We start from the raw sequence: 20,368 nt of genomic DNA on the forward strand, positions 1-20,368 counted from the left end.
CCCCGGCTTGCGGGCCGGCAGCGCCGCACCGAGGGTCGGAGTATGAAGGCGATCAGCTACCGCCGGTACGGCGGCCCCGAGGTCCTGGAGTACGGCGAGCTGCCCGACCCCAAGATCGGCCCCGACGCGGTGCTTGTCAGGGTGCGGGCCGCCGCGGTCAACCCGGTCGACTGGAAGTGCCAGGCCGGATACCTCGACGGGATGCTGGACGCGGTCTTCCCCGTGATCCCCGGCTGGGACGTCTCCGGTGTCGTCGTACGGCCCGGGGTCTCCGTCACCGAGTTCGCCGAGGGCGACGAGGTCATGGGCTACGTCCGCGAGGACTTCCTCTCCCGGGGCACCTTCGCGGAGTACGTCGCCGCCCCCGTCCGTACCCTCGCCCGCAAGCCGCGCTCGGTCGGCTTCGAGGAGGCCGCCGCCCTGCCGCTCGCCGGCCTCACCGCCTACCAGGCGCTCCACCAGCCCCTCGCGGTCGGCCCCGGCGACACCGTCCTCGTGCACGCGGCCGCCGGCGGGGTCGGCTCCATGAGCGTGCAGATCGCCCGCCACCTCGGCTGCCGGGTGATCGGCGCGGCGCGCGAGGCCGGCCTCGAACGGGTCGCGGAGCTCGGCGCCGAACCCGTCGTCTACGACGAGGCGACCTTCGCCGACCAGGTCCGCACCCTCGCTCCGCAGGGCGTCGACGCCGTCCTCGACACCATCGGCGGACCGTTCCTGCGGATCTCCGCCGGGCTGCTCGCGACCGACGGCCGGCTCGCCTCCATCGCCGACGGCGAGGTCCTCGCCCTCGGTGGCCGCTACTTCTGGGTCCGCCCCGACCCGGTCGACCTCGCCGCGCTCGCGGACCTGGTCGACGACGGCGTGCTCTCCGTACGGGTGGCCAGGACGTTCCCCCTGGAACAGGCGGCGGACGCGCAGCGCGCCAACGCCGCGGGTGGCCTCAACGGCAAGGTCGTCGTCACCGTCCCCTGAGAGGACCCCGACGGCTCACCAGATCATCGCCGCCCCGAAGACGGCGAGCGCAATCGTGCAGCAGGCCGCGAGCAGCGCGCCCCGGTGGGAGAGCGGCTGCGGCCTGGCCGGGCTCAGGGAGCCGATACGGCGGTGGGCGACGGCCAGGAACCCGATCCAGACGAGCGCCGACAGCGCGAGCCCGGTGATCCCCACGGCCGTGATCTCGTCGCTCACGGCCAGCTTGACGGCGAGCACCGCCACGACCGTGCACGACAGGGTCGTCCGCCGCCAGGCGAGCCGGGTCCGCTCCGGCTGGAGTCCGGGATCACGCGCGTCGATCCCGGAGGCGGTCACCGTCACCGCCCCGCCCAGCCGAAGAGCACGACCACCACCATCGCGACCGCCACCACCGCCACGACCAGACTCAGCACCGCGGGGAAGCGGGACCCCGGAAGATCCTCGCCGCGCCGCATGGCCCGCTCGCAGCGCACCCAGTGGTTCACCGCTCGCAGCGCGCACAGCACCCCGGCCGCGAGCAGCGCGAGCGCGAGCCCGACCCGGACGCCCCAGCGCAGGTCCGGCAGGAACTGGTCGACGGCGAAACCGCCGCCGACGAGGGCGAGCGCGGTCCGGATCCAGGCCAGGAACGTCCGCTCGTTGGCGAGGGAGAACCGGTAGTCCGGGGTGTCTCCCTCGTCCCGGATCCGCTGCGGGGCGAACCACATCCGCAGGCTCTGTACGAAATCGCTCACACGCGCACCCTAACGTTCGAATGATCAGCCCGCCGGGCGCCCCTCGCCCGCCCGGTGCTCCCGCAGCCGTTCGTACGCCGCGAGCCCGTCCGGCACCCACGCCCAGTCACCGAGCCGCGCCGCCAGCTCCTCCTCCGTCAGGAAGGCGTGCCAGGCGACCTCCTCCACCTGCGGGTCCACCGGCAGTTCGCACCGCACCTCGTAGACCGCCGACCACCACTTGCCGGCCACGCCCGCGGAGTCGTACAAGAAGGTCAGGACGGGCTCGGGCCGAGGCAGGCCGCGTACCCCGAGCTCCTCCTCGGCCTCGCGCAGCGCGGCCTCGTCGTAGGACTCGCCCGCGCCGACGACCCCGCCGACGAACATGTCGTACATCGACGGGAAGACCAACTTGGTCGGCGTCCTGCGGTGCACGAAGATCCGGCCCTCGGCGTCCCGGACCCGGATGAAGACGCAGCGATGGATCAGGCCCCGCGCGTACACCTCACCGCGCGGGGCCTGCCCGATCACCCGGTCATGCTCGTCGACGACATCGAGAATCTCTTCAGCGGCGCTCATCCCGCCATCCAAGCAAACCGCCGGGACCGCGGGGCCGCGCCGCCCGGCTCACTGCCCCATCACGTACTTCACCGTCGGCCCGGTGGTCCAGCCGCCGTCCACCGCCAGCTCCGCGCCCGTCACGTACGAGGCGGCGTCCGACAGCAGGAAGACGACCGCGCCGGCGATCTCGTCGGCCTCGCCGACCCGGCCCATCGGCGTGTTCGGGTACTTGCCCTCGCCGCGCTCGATGCCCACGGACGCCGTCATCGGGGTGTACGTCATGCCCGGGTGGACCGAGTTGACGCGGATCCCCGCCGTGCCGAGTTCCACGGCGCCGATCTTCGTCAGCCCGCGCACACCCCACTTGGAGGCGCCGTAACCGGCGGTCAGCGCCAGGCCCATCAGGCCCGCCGCCGAGGAGATGTTGACGATGGAGCCGCCGCCGGCCTCCTTCATCGCCGGTATCGCGGCCTTCATGCCGATGAAGACACCGGTCAGGTTGATGTCGAGGACCTTGCGGAAGTGCTCCACGGACTCGGTCTCCAGGAACGCGCCCGTGGAGATGCCCGCGTTGTTCACCAGGCCGTGCAGCCCGCCGAACTCCGCCACGGCGTACGCGACGGCCGCCGCCCACTCCTCCTCGGAGGTCACGTCGTGGTGGAGGAACCGCGCCCGCTCGCCGAGCGCCTCGGCTGTCGCCCTGCCGTCCTCGTCGAGCACGTCGGTGACGACGACGTTCGCGCCGGCCGCGACCGCCTGCCGGGCGGCCTCCGCGCCGAGACCGCGGGCGCCGCCGGTGATGAGGACGGTCCTGCCGGTGAGGTCGTTCATGAAAGGTCCTTTCGGGGGAGGTGCGCCTGCTCCGGCTGTGCGGCACGCAGCAGGGCGGTGGTGGTCTCGACCAGATCGGCGAGGAAGAGCGCCTCACCGGTGAGGGGTTCGGTGCCGTCGAGGTACTGCCGGGCCCGGTCCGCCATCGCGGCGCCCACCACGGTCAGCGCCAGGTCGAGGCGCTCCAGGAGCAGGGGCTCGGGCAGGCCGTCGGCGGAGAGCCGGTCCGCGATCCGCTCGATCAGCCGCCAGTACGCGGTGCCGGCGAGCGTGGGATGGGGCGTCCGGCCGCGCACGCCGCTCTCGTGGCTGAGCTGCGCGGAGATCCGCAGGCAGCGGCGGCCCCGGTCGGTGCGCAGCTCACTGGCCTCGGCCGTGACGAGAGCGCCGACCAGGGCGTGCGTCGCGTCGGGGGCGGCCGCGAGAAGCGGGGCGAGCACGCCCTCCGTACGGGCCTGGCGGCCGGCCATCACGGCGTCGAGCAGCCCGGCGCGCGAGCCGAAGTGGTACTGCACCGCGGAGGGATTCGCCTGCCCCGCGCGGCTCACGATGTCCCGCAGCTGCGCGCCGTGGACGCCCTGGGCGGCGAAGAGCTCCTCCGCCGCGCGGATCAGTCTGTCCCGGGTCTCGGGCCCCGATGTCCTCGCCATGCATTCATATTAATGCTCGACATTAGAAAACGGGAAAGGGGTGGGAGTCACGTGGGAACGGCGAAACGGTTGACTCGATACATCCGTGTATCCAAGATGCGGTCCATGTCCTACGACGCAGATGTGATCGTGATCGGGGCGGGCCTCGCCGGCCTCGTCGCCACCGCCGAGCTGGTCGACGCCGGCCGCACCGTGATCCTCCTCGACCAGGAACCCGAACAGTCCCTCGGTGGCCAGGCCCACTGGTCCTTCGGCGGTCTCTTCCTCGTCGACTCGCCCGAGCAGCGCAGGATGCGCGTCAAGGACAGCCACGCCCTCGCCCTCCAGGACTGGTACGGCACCGCCGGCTTCGACCGCACCGAGGACCACTGGCCGAAGAAGTGGGCCGAGGCGTACGTCGACTTCGCCGCCGGCGAGAAGCGCTCCTGGCTCCACGCGCGCGGGGTGCGGTTCTTCCCCGTCGTCGGCTGGGCCGAGCGCGGCGGCTACGACGCCAACGGCCACGGCAACTCCGTCCCCCGCTTCCACATCACCTGGGGTACGGGCCCCGGCCTCGTCGCCCCCTTCGAGCGGAAGGTCCGCGAGGGCGTCGCCCGCGGCCTCGTCCAGCTCCGCTTCCGCCACCGGGTCACCGCCCTCGGCCGCACCGCCGGAGCCCTCGACACCGTCACCGGCGAGATCCTCGAACCGTCCACGGCCGAGCGCGGCACCGCGAGCACCCGTACGGCCACCGGCGCCTTCGAACTGCGCGCCCAGGCCGTGATCGTCACCTCCGGCGGCATCGGCGGCAACCACGAGCTCGTCCGCGCCCAGTGGCCCGAGCGGCTCGGCACCCCGCCCGCCAAGCTGCTGTCCGGCGTCCCCGCCCACGTCGACGGCCTGATGCTCGGCATCGCCGAGAAGGCCGGCGCCCACCACATCAACCGCGACCGGATGTGGCACTACACGGAGGGCATCGAGAACTGGAACCCGATCTGGGCCGAGCACGGCATCCGCATCCTCCCCGGACCGTCCTCGCTCTGGCTGGACGCGACCGGCAAGCGGCTGCCCGTCCCGCTCTTCCCCGGCTTCGACACCCTCGGCACCCTCGAACACATCATGCGGACCGGCCACGACCACACCTGGTTCGTCCTCGACAAGCGGATCATCGGCAAGGAGTTCGCCCTCTCCGGCTCCGAACAGAACCCCGACCTCACCGGCAAGTCCGTCCGCGACGTGATCGGCCGTGCCCGCGCCGATGTACCGGGCCCGGTCCAGGCGTTCATGGACAAGGGCGTCGACTTCGTCGTCGAGAACGACCTCTCGGCCCTCGTCCGGGGCATGAACCGGATCACCGGCGAGGACCTGATCGACGAGACCGCCCTGCGCCGCGAGATCACCGCCCGCGACCGCGAGATCGCCAACCCCTTCACCAAGGACCTCCAGGTCACGGCGATCCGGGGCGCCCGCAAGTACCTCGGCGACAAGCTGATCCGCACGGCCGCCCCGCACCGCGTCCTCGACCCGAAGGCGGGCCCACTCATCGCCGTCCGCCTCAACATCCTGACCCGCAAGTCCCTCGGCGGCCTGGAGACCGACCTCGACTCCCGCGTCCTCACGGAGGGCGGCGAGCCCCTGGAGGGCGTCTACGCGGCGGGCGAGGCGGCCGGCTTCGGCGGCGGCGGAGTCCACGGCTACCGCTCCCTGGAGGGCACCTTCCTCGGCGGCTGCATCTTCTCGGGCCGCGCGGCGGGCAGGGCGGCGGCCAGGGCGGTGAGCTGACGGAGGACTCCCCGCGGGGGCAAGATGACGGTGTGACAAAACGTGTGATGCTCACCGCCGTCGGCGGGACCCTGGCCCTGGGCGGCCTGGCAGCCTTCCTCGTCCTCCAGGGTCTGGACGCCGCCGACAAGTGGAGCAGCGTCCTGAGCCTGTTCTTCACGGTGGCGGGCTTCGCGCTGACCGCGGTGGGCCTGTTCAACCGCCTCTCCGCCCAGTCGGCGGACCAGGCCTCGACCGGAGGATCGCTGCACCAGATCAGGAACGTCACGGGCGACGTGGTGATCAGGGCCGGCGGCGGTACGGGCACCCCGCCGACCCCTACCACCCCCACGGAGGGGCAGGGCGGCGGAACGCAGTCGGCCCACGGAGCCCGGACGGCGGGGGACCTGCACCAGATCGACGGGGTGGGCGGCTCGGTCCGCGTCGAACCGCCGACGTCCCCGACGCCATGAAGGGTCTCTTCAAGCGCTGGACGGCGCGCCAGTCGGCGCCGGGAGCCACCGTCCAGGGCCCCCTCACCCAGATCAGCGGCGTCCAGGGCGATGTCCACGTCACGCTCGTACCCGTCCCGCCCCAGCACGGATCGCCGGAGATCGAGTCGGCCCGCGAGGCCTACGCCACCCGCGTCCGCCAGCGCTACGGCCGCCTCGACCTGGAGGTCCTCACCCCGCTCCGGGAACAGGACGAGCGCCCGGTCCTGCACCTGAGGGACGTCTTCGTCCCCCAGTCCGTACGGGCCGACCCGCCGCCAGTGGAACTGCCCCAGGAGCTCCTGCGTCGCCTCATGGACCCGGCCGAGGCAGAGCTCCACGACCTGCCGCCCGGCATCGACCGGGAGACGGTCGACCGCGTGCGCCGCGCCTACCAGGAGCGGCCACCGCTGCCCGTGCTCGACGTCCTGCCCCTGCCCGAGCACGACCGTGTGGTCCTGCTCGGCCACCCGGGCTCCGGCAAGTCCACCCTGGCCCGCTACCTGGCACTCGTCCTCACCTCCCGCGAGCCTCCTCCGGGCCTCGCGGCACTGCACGGCACCCTCCCGCTGATCGTCGAACTCCGGGAGTACGCGCAGCCGGCCTGGCGCGAGCGAACCTTCGAGGACTACCTGGCCCACCAGTACGCGGCGGAGGGCCTCGGACTGCCGCCGGAGACGCTGACCGCGCTCTTGGCGGGGGAGGGTCCGTACTCCGCCCTCATCGTCTTCGACGGTCTGGACGAGCTCTTCGAGAAGGACGTCAGGGACGCGGTCACCCGCCGCGTGGCGGGCTTCGCCGCCCGCCATCCGCGGGCCAGGATCGTCGTCACCTCACGCGGTTACGGCTACCAGCGGGCCGTTCTGGACGGTGCGGGCTTCACCAACTTCATGCTCCAGGACCTCGACCGGGAACAGATAGGCGCGTTCGCGGAGCAGTGGTTCGCGCTGGCGTGCCCGGACGACCCGGACCAGGCGCGGAAGCTGATCGAACGCGTCACGGCGGCCGTCGACGCGTCGACCTCTGTCCGGGAGCTCGCGGGCAACCCCCTGATCCTCACGATCCTGGCGATCATCGGCCGCCGCCGTGAACTCCCGCGCGACCGGCGGACGGTGTACGAGCACGCCGTCGACGTCCTGGTGGAGCACTGGGATCCCAGCAAGTACCTCAGGGACCGTCAGGTCGAGGAACACCTCCCGTACCTCGGCCCCGAGGACAAACGGGAACTCCTGCGCCTCATCGCACGCCAGATGCAGGAGGGTCACGGCGGCATCTCCGGCAACCACATCGCCGGCCCGGACCTCCTCAAGAGCTTCGAGGAGTACGTGAAGGACCGCTACGCCCTCCCGCCGGACCGCGCGGCGACGGCGGCCCGCGTGATGCTGGACCAGTTCCGTCACCGCAACTTCATCCTCAGCCGCTACGGCGGCGAGATCTATGGCTTCGTCCACCGCACGTTCCTTGAGTACCTGGCGGCGACGGACCTGGCACACCGCTTCAACCACGAGCGAAGCCTGTCGGAGGAGGACCTCCAGGACCTCTTCGCGGCGAAGGTCCACGACCCGACGTGGCACGAGATCCTGCTGCTGCTGGTGGGGTTGCTGGACGAGCGGTTCGTGGCGGGGGTGATCGACCGGTTGCTGGGGCCGCGTGCGATTGCGGTGCCTCTGGGCGGTCGTGGCGACCGTGCGTTCGTCGAGGTGCTCTTCGTGGCCCGGTGCCTGGCGGAGGTGCGACGGCTCGGGGCGCTCGCCCCGCAGAGCACGGCCATGGTGAGGGCGGTGATCCGGCTCTTTGACCTCGCCGGAGTGCTGGGGGTCACCTTCTTCTATCCGTACGACGTGGTGGGCGCCCTGGGGCCGGAACTGATGGCCCTCGGCGGAAACTGGTCAGGCAGGGACGAGTACCTGCGGTGGCTCGGGAGCCGGAGCCGCACCGAGCTGACCGACGGGGACAGATTTCCGTCCGTCAACTCCACGGTGCAGCTGGCCGTGGAGATCTGCCTCTTCCTGGGTACGCCGGAGGGTACGCCGCACGCCGTACACCTGGCCGAGACGGCGCGGAGCAGTGACGACCCCGTGGCGAGGATCGCGGCCGCCCAGTTGCTCCTCCGGCGGAGGGGCGGCGTACATGGGGCTCTGGACACGATCGCCCGTTGCGTACGCGAGGACGTGAGCGCCACCGTACGGGCGGGACTTCTGGCGCAGCTGGGGTACGACCCTGACATCGACCCCGGATGGCTGGTCCGGCTGGCGACCGAGCGACTGGCCCATGACGGCTCCCCCCGGGTGAGACTCGCGGCGCTCCAGTGCCTGACCCACCACGTGCGGGACGTTCCCGACGCGTTCGAGCGAGCCCTCGGCGACCCCCACCCCGACGTGCGTCAGCAGGCGATGGGCCGGCTTCTCGCACAGCCCGAAGGCGCGCCGCGGGCCATGGCGCTGGTGCGAGAGGGGCTCCGGGACGAGGATCCGGACACGCGTGTCAGCGCACTGTCCGCTCTGGCCCAGGTCGGAGCCGACGACCCGGCCGCCCGGGCGCTCGTGTGGGAGCGGCTGGTCTCCGAGGAGAGTCCTCTGGTCGTGGCCGCCGCCATCGATGCCGTCGGTTCGATCGGTTCGGACGAACCCGGCACACACGCCCTCCTGGAAGAACTCACGGGACATCCGGCCCCCGAGGTCAGAGTGGCCGCGCTGTGCTGTCTGGCGAAGGACGACCGCGGCGGGGAGGTCTCCGAACGGGTGGCGAACCGCTTGGTGCTCGATGAGGACGACGGTGTCCGGGAGCACGCGCTGTCGTTCGCCGTCCAGTTCGCGGACGACCTCCCGGCGAAGCGGGACATCCTCGTCGAGCGGCTCCGGAACGATCCGAGCGAGGTGGTGCAGGACCACGCCCTGTACATGCTGACTGAGCTGGATCCAGGCCCCGCACGGGACCTGCTCATCGACCGGGCGGTGAACCACCCGGATGCTGACGCCAGAGCCGGGACGTTCTTCTTGCTCCTGTCCAGATACGGCGACGATCCCGAGACCACGGGCGTGGTCCTGGACCGCGCCGTGCACGACGAGAGCTCCGAGGTCCGGCTCATCGCCCTCCAGGATCTCGTCGAAGCGGTCCCGGGTCACTCCCGCGGCCCGGAACTCGCGGCCATGGCACAGGACCGGTTCGACCACGACCCCGACGAGAAGGTCCGGCTCGCCGCCCTCCGTTTCCTGGCCGACCTCCGCCGCGACGACCCCGCGTTCCTCGCCCTTCTCCGCCGAACCGTGGAGAGTGATGCCCAGGCGATCCGCGACCGCGCCGCGGCCCTCCTCGCCGTCCTCGCCCCTCAGTCCCCCTGAGCCACCCCCAGCCGCTCCACCACCCTGAACCGCTCCACCACCAGCATCGTCGAGTCGTCCACCACGAACCCGGGGTCCCCCAGCCCCTCCCGCATCTCCGCGCTGTGCCAGAAGCGCTCGTGCGCCTCGCGCCAGTCCGCGACCGACAGGAAGCCCTCGCCCTCGTCGAGCGCGAGCCGCAGGTCCGCCTCGCCCAGGGGCAGGACCTCGACCTCCGTGATCTCGACGACGGCCACCTCGCGACCGTCCGAGTCGATGAGCGCCGACCGCTCGCCCGCCTCCGGCAGCTCCTCGTCCTCCACCTCGTACTCCACGAGGAGGCCCGTCGTGGCGACCTTCTCGCCGGAGAGGACCGCCGCGACGAGCCGGTCCCGCAGGGGGCCGGGGAACGCGAGGAGGAAGGGCTTGAGCGCGTGAGGGCCGGTCATGGCCGACAGTCTGTCAGTCACGACCGGCCCTCGGAGCCGTACGCGAGGAGCCGGGCTACAACACCAGCGACAGCAGCAGCACGAACCCGATGCCCACGACCGAGATGATCGTCTCCATCACCGACCACGTCTTGATCGTCTGGCCGACGCTCATGCCGAAGTACTCCTTCACCAGCCAGAACCCGGCGTCGTTGACGTGGCTGAAGAAGAGCGAACCCGCGCCGATCGCGAGGACGAGCAGCGCCGTCTCGGTCGTCGACATGCCCGCCGCCAGGGGCGCCACGAGGCCCGCCGCCGAGATCGTCGCCACCGTCGCGGAGCCCGTCGCCAGCCGGATCGCGACGGCGATCAGCCAGGCGAGCAGCAGGGCCGGGATGGACCAGTTCTCGGAGAACTCCAGGATCATCTGGCCGACGCCGATGTCGATCAGGGTCTGCTTGAAGCCGCCGCCCGCGCCGACGATCAGCAGCACGCCCGCGATCGGGGCGAGGGACTTCTCGACGGTCGTGGACAGCCGCTCCTTGCTGAAGCCGGCCGCGCGGCCCAGGGTGAACATGCCGACGATGACGGACGCGAGCAGCGCGATCAGCGGGGAGCCGATGACGTCGGTGACCTTCTGGACGCCGTTCTCCGGGTCGTCCACGACGATGTCGACGAGCGCCTTCACCAGCATGAGGACGACGGGCAGCATGACGGTCGCGACGGTGACGCCGAAGCCGGGGCGCTTGTCCAGGTCCTCGGAGGGACGCGTCGGGATCATGTTCTCGGGGGCCGGGATGTCGACCCAGCGGGCCGCGTACCGGGAGAACAGCGGACCGGCGATGATCACGGTCGGTATCGCGACGACGAGGCCGAGGGCCAGGGTGACGCCCAGGTTGGCGCCGACCGCGTCGATCGCGACGAGCGGGCCGGGGTGCGGCGGGATGAGTCCGTGCATCACGGAGAGGCCGGCGAGGGCCGGGATGCCGATCCGCATCAGGGAGTAGTTGCCGCGCTTGGCGACGAGCAGCACCACCGGGATCAGCAGCACGATGCCGACCTCGAAGAAGAGCGGCAGGCCGATCACCGAGGCGATCAGGACCATGGCCCAGGGCATCGCCCGGCCGCTCGCCTTCGCCAGGATGGTGTCGACGATCTGGTCGGCGCCGCCCGAGTCGGCGAGCAGCTTGCCGAGGATCGCGCCGAGCGCGATCAGGACGCCCACGCCGGCGACGGTGTTGCCGAGGCCGGTGGTGAACGACTTGATGGTGTCCGCGAGCGGCGCACCGGCGAACGCGCCGAGGGCGAGCGACCCGATGGTCAGCGCCAGGAACGCGTGCAGCTTGAACTTGGTGATGAGCACGACGATGACGGCGATGCCGGCGAGTACGGCGATGCCGAGCTGGGCGTTGCCTGCCGAGGTGATCGGTTCGGCGGCGTCCGCTGCCAGGATCTCGACGCTGAGACTGGGCACGGTGGTGTCCTTCGTACGAGCGGGGGAAGGGGACGGGGAACGGGGAGGGATCAGCCGGCGAGGCCGCGCAGCGCTGCGGCGGCCCGGGCGGAGATCTCCTCGGGGGTGCCGGAGACGTCGACGGCGACGCCGGCCTCGTCCTCCTGCAGCGGCTGCAGGGTGGCGAACTGGGAGGCGAGGAGCGCCGTCGGCATGAAGTGGCCCTTGCGGGCCCTCATGCGCCGCTCGATCAGTTCCCGGTCACCGGTCAGATGAAGGAAGACCACACCGGGGGCCGCGGCGCGCAGCCGGTCCCGGTAGCTGCGCTTCAGCGCGGAGCTGCTCACCACACCGCCGAGCCCGGCCCGGTCGTGCGCCCAGGAGCCGATGGCGTCCAGCCAGGGCTCGCGGTCGCTGTCGTCCAGGGGGGTGCCGGCCGCCATCTTGGCCACGTTCGCCGCCGGGTGGAAGTCGTCGCCCTCGGCGTAGGGAAGGCCGAGGGCTTCGGCGACCAGCGGACCGATCGTGGTCTTGCCGGTCCCGGCGACGCCCATCACGACGACGACTGCCCTCGTCCCGGGCTGGGGGGTGGTGCTCATGGGTGGTGCCTCGCTGTCTTCTTCGACATCGATCCGTCGCGCCCATGAAACCCATTGGGTACGACGTATTCAAGAGGCTGTGACATAAAAGTAGTACTTTTAATTCCCGACGTGATCATCCGTGCGAGCGCGCATAGGCTTGCCACCATGACGACACCGGCCCAGGGGCTTCACTCGCACGTCCTCGCCACCCTGGGCCTCGCGATCACCGCGGGGGAGTACCCGCCCGGCACCGTGCTGCGCACCGACGAGCTCGCCCAGCGCTTCGACGTCTCCAGGACGGTGGTCCGCGAGGTCGTCCGCGTCCTGGAGTCCATGCACCTCGTCGAGTCACGCCGCCGCGTCGGCGTGACCGTCCTCCCCATCGCCGGCTGGAACGTGTACGACCCCCAGGTCATCCGCTGGCGCCTGGCCGGCGCCGACCGCCCCCGCCAGCTCCGCTCGCTGACCGTGCTCCGCTCGGCCGTCGAACCCGTCGCCGCCGGCCTGGCCGCCGAGAACGCCACCCCCGAGCAGTGCCGCGAACTCACCGAGCACGCCCTCGGCATGGTCGCCACCTCGCGGGGCCGGCGCCTGGAGGAGTACCTCGTCCACGACATCGCCTTCCACCGGGTCGTGCTCAACGCCTCCGGGAACGAGATGTTCGCCCGCCTCGGCGACGTCGTCGCCGAGGTCCTCACCGGCCGCACCCACCACCATGTGATGTTCGAGGACCCCGACCCCGCCGCCGTCACCCTCCACGTCCAGGTCGCCGAGGCCGTAAGGGAGCGGGACGCGGCGCGCGCCGAGGAGCTCACCCGCCAGATCGCGGTCGGCGCCCTCCAGGAACTGGACGTCCTCGCTCCGTAAGGTCCCGTACAGGCGCCGTCAAGCTCTGAACTAGCTCAAATACGGGCGTTCAGTGACATGCGTCACAGTCATTTGCGGCTCCTTGCCGTGAGGATGTGCGCTGGCCGTGCCGGGGTGACCCCCCACCAGGCACGGCCGGGTACCGCACAGCCCCCTCACGAAGGCGAACAACTCCATGAGTGACCGCGTCACCGCGGCCGACCCGCTGTCCGCCGCCACGGCGAACCCGGCCGCCCCCCACGTCGACGCCGGCGACGCCGGATACCGCAAGGACCTCAAGTCCCGCCACATCAACATGATCGCCATCGGCGGCGCGATCGGCACCGGCCTCTTCCTGGGCGCCGGCGGCCGGATGTCCCAGGCGGGCCCCTCTCTCTTCATCGCGTACGCGGTCTGCGGCGTCTTCGCCTTCTTCGTCGTGCGGGCCCTCGGCGAGCTCGTGCTCTACCGCCCCTCGTCCGGCGCCTTCGTCTCCTACGCCCGTGAGTTCATGGGCGAGAAGGGCGCCTACACGGCCGGCTGGCTGTACTTCCTCAACTGGTCGACCACCGCCGTCGCCGACATCACCGCGGCCGCGACCTACGCCCACTTCTGGTCGATGTTCAGCGACGTCCCGCAGTGGATCCTCGCCCTGATCGCCCTCGCGGTCGTCCTCGCCGCCAACCTCATCTCCGTGAAGTACTTCGGCGAGATGGAGTTCTGGTTCGCGATCATCAAGGTCGGCGCCCTCGTCGCCTTCATGCTGATCGGCATCTTCCTCGTCGTGACCTCGCACGACGTCGGCGGCAGCACCCCGGGCCTCGCCAACATCACCGACAACGGCGGCATCTTCCCCAACGGCGCGATGCCGATGCTGCTGCTCATCCAGGGCGTCGTCTTCGCCTACGCCTCCGTCGAGCTCTGCGGCGTCGCCGCCGGCGAGACCGAGAACCCCGAGAAGATCATGCCGAAGGCGATCAACTCGATCATGTGGCGCGTGGGCCTCTTCTACGTCGGCTCCGTCGTCCTGCTCGCGCTGATCCTCCCGTACACCGCGTACTCCGGAGACCAGAGCCCCTTCGTCACCGTCTTCGACAAGCTGGGCATCCCCGGCGCCGCCGGCGTGATGAACCTGGTCGTCCTCACGGCCGCGCTCTCCAGCCTCAACTCGGGCCTCTACTCCACCGGCCGCATCCTGCGCTCCATGTCGCTCTCCGGCTCCGCGCCGAAGTTCACCGGCGTCATGAACAAGGGCGGCGTCCCCTACGGCGGCATCCTGCTCACCGCCGCCTTCGGCGTCATGGGAGTCGCGCTCAACTACGTGATGCCCGGCGAGGCCTTCGAACTGGTCCTCAACTTCGCCTCCATCGGCATCATCGGCACCTGGGCCATGATCATGGTCTGCTCGCTGCTGTTCTGGCGCAACGCCCAGGAGGGCAAGCTGACCCGCCCCGGCTACAACCTGCCCTGGGCCCCGTACACCCAGATCGTGACCCTCGTCTTCCTCGGCTCCGTCCTCGTCCTCATGTGGATGGACGGCGGCATCAGCCGCACCACCGTCAACTGCCTGCCGCTCATCGCGGCGGCTCTCGTCGGCGGCTGGTTCCTCGTCCGCAAGCGGGTCCGTACGACCGCCGCGGCGAACCGCGGCTGACCTCCCCCCCCCCCACGGGAACGGCGGGACCCCCACAGGCACGGCCTGCGGGGGTCTCGCCTTTTGTCAGGAGATAGTGGTACGCAAGAGCCTTACAAGATCCGGTCGGAGGAAGGGAAGTTCGCGATGCCGCAGCACGTCCAGGGGGTCATCGCCCCCGGCAGGAACGAACCGGTACGGGTCGAGACGATCGTGATCCCCGATCCGGGCCCCGGTGAGGCCGTCGTGAAGATCCAGGCCTGTGGCGTCTGCCACACCGATCTCCACTACAAGCAGGGCGCGATCAACGACGAGTTCCCCTTCCTGCTCGGGCACGAGGCCGCCGGAATCGTCGAGTCCGTCGGCGAGGGCGTCACCGACGTCGAGCCCGGCGACTTCGTCATCCTCAACTGGCGCGCGGTGTGCGGCCAGTGCCGCGCCTGTCTGCGCGGCCGCCCCTGGTACTGCTTCGACACCCACAACGCCAAGCAGCGGATGACCCTGCTCGACGGCACGGAGCTGTCCCCGGCCCTCGGCATCGGCGCCTTCGCCGAGAAGACCCTCGTCGCCTCCGGCCAGTGCACCAAGGTCGACCCCGCCGTCGCCCCCGAGGTCGCGGGCCTCCTCGGCTGCGGCGTGATGGCCGGCATCGGCGCCGCCATCAACACCGGGAACGTCGGCCGCGGCGACACCGTCGCCGTCATCGGCTGCGGCGGCGTGGGCGACGCGGCGATCGTCGGCTCCCGCCTCGCCGGAGCCGCGAAGATCATCGCCGTCGACATCGACGACCGGAAGCTGGAGACGGCGAAGACGATGGGCGCCACCCACACCGTCAACTCCCGCTCCACCGACCCCGTCGAAGCGATCCGCGAGCTCACCGGCGGCTTCGGCGCCGACGTCGTCATCGAGGCCGTCGGCCGCCCCGAGACGTACCAGCAGGCCTTCTACGCCCGCGACCTCGCCGGCACCGTCGTCCTCGTCGGCGTCCCCACCCCCGAGATGAAGCTCGAACTCCCGCTCCTCGACGTCTTCGGCCGCGGCGGCGCGCTCAAGTCCTCCTGGTACGGCGACTGCCTGCCCTCCCGCGACTTCCCGATGCTCGTCGACCTGCACCAGCAGGGCCGCATCGACCTCGCCGCCTTCGTCACCGAGACCATCGGCCTCGGCGACGTCGAGAAGGCCTTCGGCCGCATGCACGAGGGCGACGTCCTGCGCTCGGTGGTGGTCTTCTGATGGCCGCCCGCATCGACCACCTCGTCACCTCCGGCACCTTCAGCCTCGACGGCGGCACCTGGGACGTCGACAACAACGTCTGGATCGTCGGCGACGACAGCGAGGCGATCGTCATCGACGCCGCCCACGACGCCGAGGCCATCCTCGCCGCCCTGGACGGCCGCGCCCTGCGCGCCATCGTCTGCACCCACGCCCACAACGACCACATCGACGCGGCCCCGGCGCTCGCGGCCGCCACCGGCGCCCGCATCCTGCTCCACCCCGCCGACCAGCCGCTGTGGAAGCAGACCCACCCCGACCACAGCCCCGACGGCGAACTCGCCGACGGCCAGGTCCTCACCATCGCCGGCACCGACCTCACGGTCCTGCACACCCCCGGTCACGCCCCCGGCGGCATCTGCCTGTACGCCCCCGACCTGGGCACGGTCTTCACCGGCGACACCCTCTTCCAGGGCGGCCCCGGCGCCACCGGCCGGTCCTTCTCGGACTTCCCGACGATCGTCGACTCGATCCGCGAGAAGCTCCTCGCCCTCCCGCCGGAGACGGTGGTCCGCACCGGCCACGGCGACAGCACCACGATCGGCGCCGAGGCCCCGCACCTCCAGGAATGGATCAACCGAGGCCACTGAGAGCCAGCCGGCTCTCGAAGCGCCTCCGCGCACCCGTGAACGGGTCGGTGAACTCCAGCGTCCGCGCCAGCAGTTGCAGCGGACGCCGGAAGTCCTCCGGCCCGTCCTCACGGACCACCGGATAGATCGGATCGTGCAGGATCGGCAGCCCCAGCGCGTTCATGTGCACCCGCAGCTGATGCGTCCGCCCGGTCTCCGGCACCAGCCGGTACCGCCCGAGCCCGCCCCGCCGCTCCACGAGCGCGATCCGGCTCTCGCTGTTCGGCTCGCCCGGCACCTCCCGGGCGGCCATCACCCCGCGCTCCTTCTCGATCCGGCTCCGCACCGTCACCGGCAGCCGCACCCCCGGGTCGTACGGCGCCACCGCCTCGTACTCCTTGCGCACCAGCCGGTCCCGGAACAGCGTCTGGTACGCCCCCCGGTCCTCCGGCCGTACGACACAGAGCACCAGGCCCGCCGTCAGCCGGTCGAGCCGGTGCGCGGGCTGCAGCGACGGCAGCCCCAGCTCCCGCCGCAGCCGCGCGAGCGCGGTCTCCGTGACATGCCGCCCCCGGGGCATCGTGGCGAGGAAGTGCGGCTTGTCCGCGACGACGATCCGCTCGTCCCGGTGCACCACCCCGACGGGGAACGGCACCGGCTCCTCCACGGGAAAGTCCCGGTGGAACCAGAGATACCGGCCCACGGTGTACGGATCGTCCCCGGCCACCGGCCCGTCGACCCCGACGAACCGGCCCTCAGCGAGCATCTCCTCGACCCGCCCGGCCCCGACGGCCACCCCGTACCGGTCGAGCAGATGCTCCCGCACGGTCCCCCAGGCCCCGTCCGGGTCCTCCGGCAGCCGCAGCCGCACGGGGTCGATCCCGTTCCGCTGCGGCAACGGCGCGACCGGCGCCTTCGCTCTCCGTCTCACGGCTCCGCCTCGTGACTGCGCCTGCACGTACTCATGCCGAAAGTCCCGGTCGATGAGATCGACCGGGACTTCGTGTGGTGTCCGAGGGGGGACTTGAACCCCCACGCCCGATAAAGGGCACTAGCACCTCAAGCTAGCGCGTCTGCCATTCCGCCACCCGGACAAGGTGTCTGTCTTCCTGGCCGCTGGGCCCTTCCGACGAGGAAAACCATAGCAAACATTCGGGGTGGCCGATCACCACCCCTGGTCGCCCCCGTCATGTGACAGCCGCGTGTCGGCCGAGGGCCGCCCTTGGGCGGGGAGGGGGGCACGCGGGAGGATGGGACGAGGACCGAAGCAATCACGTGGGGCACGTAGTGGGAGGAAGCAGCGTGAGCGAGTCGAACACGGGTCGAAGCGGCAACGCCGAGACCGCCGAGAACGAGGTCGTGGACCTCTGTCGCGACCTCATCCGCATCGACACCAGCAACTACGGCGACCACTCCGGGCCGGGTGAGCGGGCGGCGGCGGAGTACATCGCCGAGAAGCTCGCGGAGGTCGGACTCGAACCGAAGATCATCGAGTCGCACAAGGGCCGGGCCTCCACCGTCGCCCGCATCGAGGGCGAGGACCCGTCGCGGCCGGCCCTGCTCATCCACGGCCACACCGACGTCGTCCCGGCCAACGCCGAGGACTGGACCCACCACCCCTTCTCCGGGGAGATCGCCGACGGCTGCGTCTGGGGCCGCGGCGCCGTCGACATGAAGGACATGGACGCGATGACCCTCGCGGTCGTCCGGGACCGGCTGCGCAGCGGCCGCAAGCCCCCGCGCGACATCGTCCTCGCCTTCCTCGCCGACGAGGAGGCCGGCGGCACCTACGGCGCCCGGCACCTGGTCGACAAGCACCGGGACCTCTTCGACGGGGTCAACGAGGCCATCGGCGAGGTCGGCGGCTTCTCCTTCACCGTGAACGAGAACCTGCGGCTCTATCTGGTCGAGACCGCCCAGAAGGGCATGCACTGGATGCGGCTGACCGTCGAGGGCACGGCCGGCCACGGCTCGATGACCAATGACGACAACGCCATCACCGAGCTCTGCGAGGCCGTCGGCCGGCTCGGCCGCCACCAGTGGCCGGTGCGGGTCACCAAGACGGTCCGCTCCTTCCTCGACGAGCTCTCCGACGCGCTGGGCACCCCGCTCGACCCCGAGGACATGGACGGCACCCTCGCCAAGCTCGGCGGCATCGCCAAGATGGTCGGCGCCACCCTGCGGAACTCGGCCGCCCCGACCATGCTCGGCGCCGGCTACAAGGTGAACGTGATCCCCGGCCAGGCCACCGCGCACGTCGACGGCCGCTTCCTGCCCGGCTACGAGCAGGAGTTCCTCGCCGACCTCGACCGGATCCTCGGTCCGAACGTGAAGCGGGAGGACGTCCACGGCGACAAGGCCCTGGAGACCAGTTTCGACGGCGCCCTGGTCGACGCCATGCAGCTGGCGCTGCGTGCCGAGGACCCGATCGCCCGCGCCGTGCCGTACATGCTGTCCGGCGGCACCGACGCGAAGTCCTTCGACGACCTCGGCATCCGCTGCTTCGGCTTCGCCCCGCTCCAGCTGCCGCCGGAGCTCGACTTCGCCGGCATGTTCCACGGCGTGGACGAGCGGGTGCCGGTGGACGGCCTGAAGTTCGGCGCCCGTGTCCTGGACCGTTTCATCGACGCCTGCTGACGCCGATCGCGACGTCGGCGCGCGGCGTCCGTCGGTATTCGTCCGCGCGTTTGCATGTGACCGGAAAGAGTGAATGAACTCGGGGGCTCGTAGCCCCCACCATTCCCCCTCGTTACAGGTGGTGCGGTCCGCGGCTGGGGCCGCATTTCCAACTAGGAGGAATAATGATCAAGAAGGTCGTCGCTGCTGCGGCTGCCACTGGCGGTCTGGTTCTCGCGGGCGCGGGCATGGCCGTTGCCGACTCGGGTGCCCAGGGTGCGGCCATCGGTTCCCCCGGTGTCCTCTCGGGCAACGTCGTCCAGGTGCCGGTTCACGTCCCCGTGAACGTGTGCGGCAACACGGTCTCCGTGATCGGGCTGCTGAACCCCGCCTTCGGCAACACCTGCGTCAACGCCTGACGTTGTGCCTCGCCCCGTGAGGGTGTGAGCCGGTCCGGCCCCGGAGTGCGTGCCATGCACTCCGGGGCCGGTGGCCATTTCCGCCCCGGGTGTTCCACCCGGTGGCACTCTTTCGAAGCCGAGCAGGCAGGGAACAAGCTATGCGACAGGTCACGCGCAAGGGTCTTGTCACCGTTGCGGCAGCCGGAGGCGTTTTCGCCGCCGTCGGCGGCGGTTATGCGCACGCCGATTCCGGTGCGTACGGTGCGGCCACGAATTCCCCGGGCGTCGCGTCCGGAAATTCCGTCCAGGTCCCGGTGCACGTCCCGGTGAACGCCTGTGGGAACACCGTCAACGTCGTCGGACTGCTCAATCCGGCGATGGGCAACAAGTGCGCCAACATCTCCAAGCCGGGTAAGCCAGGCAAGCCGGGCAGCGGTTCCTCCGCCGGCGGGCACACCGGCAACTCCCCGGGCGTCGGCTCCGGCAACACCGTCCAGGTGCCCGTCGACGTCCCGGTCAACGTGTGCGGCAACAGCGTCACGGGCATCGGCCTGGGCAACGCCGCCGCGGGCAACAGCTGCGGCAACGGCATCGAGCCGACGCATCCGGGCAACCCCGGGAACCCTGGAAACCCGGGCAATCCGGGTAACCCTGGGAACCCCGGCAACCCCGGAAATCCGGGGAACCCCGGCAACCCCGGAAATCCGGGGAACCCCGGCAACCCCGGAAATCCGGGGAACCCCGGGAACCCTGGTAACCCCGGCAACCCCGGCAACCCTGGGAATCCGGGCAACCCCGGTACTCCTGGGACCCCGGGCAACCCGGGCACGCCCGGCACCCCCGGCAGCGAGGGTGGGCCGAACACCCCGGGTGAGCACAGCGTCACGCCGCCCCGTGCCGTCGAGGAGCTCGCCGAGACCGGCTCAGGTCCGCTCGGCGTGATCGTCCCCGCCGGGGCCGGTCTGCTGCTCGCCGGTTCGCTGATCTACCGCCGGTCCCGCAGCGCCGCCTGACCCGCGACGCACCACGCACAGGGGCCCCGCAGACCGCGGGGCCCCTTCTCGTCGCTCTACCAGGTCGCTCGTACCTGGCGGATGATCCGCCGCTTCAGCCGCACTCTGCGGCTCCCGTCCCGGTGCAGGCTCAGACGGTCCAACTCCCAGTGTCCGTACTCGGCATGGTCGGTCAACAGCCGCGTCGCCTCCTTGCGGGAGACACCGCGCGGCACGTACACGTCGACAAATTCGTATTCCGGCATCGCATCTATTGTGCGGGCACCGGCCCGCTACGG

At 71.1% G+C, this 20,368-nt stretch carries 21 protein-coding genes and 1 tRNA gene; 11 read left to right on the forward strand and 11 right to left on the reverse strand.

The features are described from left to right. The first annotated feature begins 42 nt into the window (after positions 1-42). On the forward strand, positions 43-972 hold the full coding sequence (locus ACIP8Z_RS26860) for an NADP-dependent oxidoreductase (RefSeq protein WP_402087745.1): 930 nt from the start codon (positions 43-45) through the stop codon (positions 970-972). Positions 973-987: 15 nt separating this feature from the next. Here ACIP8Z_RS26860 and ACIP8Z_RS26865 read toward each other — a convergent pair whose 3' ends face one another. From ACIP8Z_RS26865 to ACIP8Z_RS26885, 5 genes are read right to left on the reverse strand one after another with little or no spacing between them, the layout of a single operon-like run. Then, positions 988-1,314: a DUF202 domain-containing protein gene (locus ACIP8Z_RS26865; RefSeq protein ID WP_402087747.1), complete on the reverse strand. Its 327-nt coding sequence runs from the start codon at positions 1,312-1,314 to the stop codon at positions 988-990. After that, positions 1,311-1,679: a YidH family protein gene (locus ACIP8Z_RS26870; protein ID WP_402088304.1), complete on the reverse strand. Its 369-nt coding sequence runs from the start codon at positions 1,677-1,679 to the stop codon at positions 1,311-1,313. The genes ACIP8Z_RS26865 and ACIP8Z_RS26870 overlap by 4 nt, the downstream gene beginning before the upstream one ends. A gap of 51 nt (positions 1,680-1,730) precedes the next feature. Then, a complete protein-coding gene (locus ACIP8Z_RS26875) occupies positions 1,731-2,264 on the reverse strand; it encodes an NUDIX hydrolase (protein WP_402087749.1) in 534 nt (177 codons plus the stop codon). 48 nt (positions 2,265-2,312) lie between these two features. Continuing rightward, positions 2,313-3,077 carry a glucose 1-dehydrogenase gene (locus ACIP8Z_RS26880; RefSeq protein ID WP_402087751.1) on the reverse strand — a complete coding sequence of 255 codons (765 nt, stop codon included), beginning with the start codon at positions 3,075-3,077 and terminating at the stop codon, positions 2,313-2,315. Continuing rightward, complete coding sequence (locus ACIP8Z_RS26885) at positions 3,074-3,727, reverse strand: TetR/AcrR family transcriptional regulator (RefSeq protein ID WP_402087754.1); 654 nt, start codon at positions 3,725-3,727, stop codon at positions 3,074-3,076. Before ACIP8Z_RS26885 ends, ACIP8Z_RS26880 begins: the two co-directional genes overlap by 4 nt. A gap of 105 nt (positions 3,728-3,832) precedes the next feature. On the opposite strand from ACIP8Z_RS26885, the gene ACIP8Z_RS26890 reads away from it, so the two are divergent. From ACIP8Z_RS26890 to ACIP8Z_RS26900, 3 genes are read left to right on the forward strand one after another with little or no spacing between them, the layout of a single operon-like run. After that, positions 3,833-5,488 carry an FAD-binding dehydrogenase gene (locus tag ACIP8Z_RS26890; protein ID WP_402087757.1) on the forward strand — a complete coding sequence of 552 codons (1,656 nt, stop codon included), beginning with the start codon at positions 3,833-3,835 and terminating at the stop codon, positions 5,486-5,488. 32 nt (positions 5,489-5,520) lie between these two features. Continuing rightward, on the forward strand, positions 5,521-5,940 hold the full coding sequence (locus ACIP8Z_RS26895; protein ID WP_402087760.1) for a hypothetical protein: 420 nt from the start codon (positions 5,521-5,523) through the stop codon (positions 5,938-5,940). Further along, positions 5,937-9,299 carry a HEAT repeat domain-containing protein gene (locus tag ACIP8Z_RS26900; protein ID WP_402087763.1) on the forward strand — a complete coding sequence of 1,121 codons (3,363 nt, stop codon included), beginning with the start codon at positions 5,937-5,939 and terminating at the stop codon, positions 9,297-9,299. The genes ACIP8Z_RS26895 and ACIP8Z_RS26900 overlap by 4 nt, the downstream gene beginning before the upstream one ends. Here the strand turns inward: ACIP8Z_RS26900 and ACIP8Z_RS26905 are convergent. Genes ACIP8Z_RS26905 through ACIP8Z_RS26915 form a run of 3 tightly spaced genes read right to left on the reverse strand, consistent with a single transcriptional unit; the run spans position 9,287 to position 11,758 of the window. Beyond that, entirely contained in the window at positions 9,287-9,727 is a 441-nt protein-coding gene (locus ACIP8Z_RS26905) for an ASCH domain-containing protein (RefSeq protein ID WP_402087766.1), read from the reverse strand. The two genes, ACIP8Z_RS26900 and ACIP8Z_RS26905, sit on opposite strands and share 13 nt — an antisense overlap. Positions 9,728-9,782: 55 nt before the next feature. Beyond that, positions 9,783-11,180 carry a gluconate:H+ symporter gene (locus ACIP8Z_RS26910; RefSeq protein WP_402087769.1) on the reverse strand — a complete coding sequence of 466 codons (1,398 nt, stop codon included), beginning with the start codon at positions 11,178-11,180 and terminating at the stop codon, positions 9,783-9,785. Between the two features lie 50 nt (positions 11,181-11,230). Beyond that, entirely contained in the window at positions 11,231-11,758 is a 528-nt protein-coding gene (locus tag ACIP8Z_RS26915; RefSeq protein WP_402087772.1) for a gluconokinase, read from the reverse strand. Positions 11,759-11,905: 147 nt separating this feature from the next. Between ACIP8Z_RS26915 and ACIP8Z_RS26920 the strand changes: the two genes are divergently transcribed. The 4 genes from ACIP8Z_RS26920 (at position 11,906) to ACIP8Z_RS26935 (ending at position 16,081) form a co-directional block, all read left to right on the forward strand. Continuing rightward, complete coding sequence (locus tag ACIP8Z_RS26920; protein WP_209493970.1) at positions 11,906-12,607, forward strand: FadR/GntR family transcriptional regulator; 702 nt, start codon at positions 11,906-11,908, stop codon at positions 12,605-12,607. A 175-nt stretch (positions 12,608-12,782) separates the two neighbouring features. Further along, entirely contained in the window at positions 12,783-14,240 is a 1,458-nt protein-coding gene (locus ACIP8Z_RS26925; RefSeq protein WP_402087774.1) for an amino acid permease, read from the forward strand. Positions 14,241-14,366: 126 nt separating this feature from the next. Continuing rightward, the gene (locus ACIP8Z_RS26930) at positions 14,367-15,452 is read left to right on the forward strand and encodes an S-(hydroxymethyl)mycothiol dehydrogenase (protein ID WP_402087777.1); all 1,086 of its coding nucleotides are present in this window, start codon (positions 14,367-14,369) and stop codon (positions 15,450-15,452) included. Next, complete coding sequence (locus ACIP8Z_RS26935) at positions 15,452-16,081, forward strand: MBL fold metallo-hydrolase (RefSeq protein WP_402087780.1); 630 nt, start codon at positions 15,452-15,454, stop codon at positions 16,079-16,081. Before ACIP8Z_RS26930 ends, ACIP8Z_RS26935 begins: the two co-directional genes overlap by 1 nt. On the opposite strand, the gene ACIP8Z_RS26940 is transcribed toward ACIP8Z_RS26935, so the two are convergent. Beyond that, positions 16,065-16,991, reverse strand: coding sequence for a pseudouridine synthase (locus tag ACIP8Z_RS26940; RefSeq protein WP_402087783.1), 927 nt, complete (start codon positions 16,989-16,991; stop codon positions 16,065-16,067). The two genes, ACIP8Z_RS26935 and ACIP8Z_RS26940, sit on opposite strands and share 17 nt — an antisense overlap. Before the next feature lie 75 nt (positions 16,992-17,066). Further along, positions 17,067-17,154 (reverse strand) — tRNA-Leu (locus ACIP8Z_RS26945). Positions 17,155-17,362: 208 nt separating this feature from the next. Between ACIP8Z_RS26945 and ACIP8Z_RS26950 the strand changes: the two genes are divergently transcribed. The 3 genes from ACIP8Z_RS26950 to ACIP8Z_RS26960 all read left to right on the forward strand — a co-directional run bounded on the left by ACIP8Z_RS26950 (position 17,363) and on the right by ACIP8Z_RS26960 (position 20,090). After that, entirely contained in the window at positions 17,363-18,697 is a 1,335-nt protein-coding gene (locus tag ACIP8Z_RS26950) for a M20/M25/M40 family metallo-hydrolase (RefSeq protein ID WP_402087785.1), read from the forward strand. 164 nt (positions 18,698-18,861) lie between these two features. Beyond that, positions 18,862-19,095 (forward strand): chaplin ChpH, encoded by a 234-nt coding sequence (chpH, locus tag ACIP8Z_RS26955; protein WP_030315925.1) that lies wholly within the window; start codon positions 18,862-18,864, stop codon positions 19,093-19,095. A 140-nt stretch (positions 19,096-19,235) separates the two neighbouring features. Next, positions 19,236-20,090, forward strand: a complete 855-nt coding sequence (locus ACIP8Z_RS26960) for a chaplin (RefSeq protein ID WP_402087788.1) — start codon at positions 19,236-19,238, stop codon at positions 20,088-20,090. A 56-nt stretch (positions 20,091-20,146) separates the two neighbouring features. Here the strand turns inward: ACIP8Z_RS26960 and ACIP8Z_RS26965 are convergent, their stop codons facing one another. Next, positions 20,147-20,335 carry a DUF5703 family protein gene (locus ACIP8Z_RS26965; protein WP_015032473.1) on the reverse strand — a complete coding sequence of 63 codons (189 nt, stop codon included), beginning with the start codon at positions 20,333-20,335 and terminating at the stop codon, positions 20,147-20,149. Between the last annotated feature and the right edge of the window lie 33 nt (positions 20,336-20,368).

The sequence above is a fragment of the Streptomyces sp. NPDC088553 genome, assembly GCF_044752965.1.
Classification (GTDB): Bacteria; Actinomycetota; Actinomycetes; order Streptomycetales; family Streptomycetaceae; genus Streptomyces.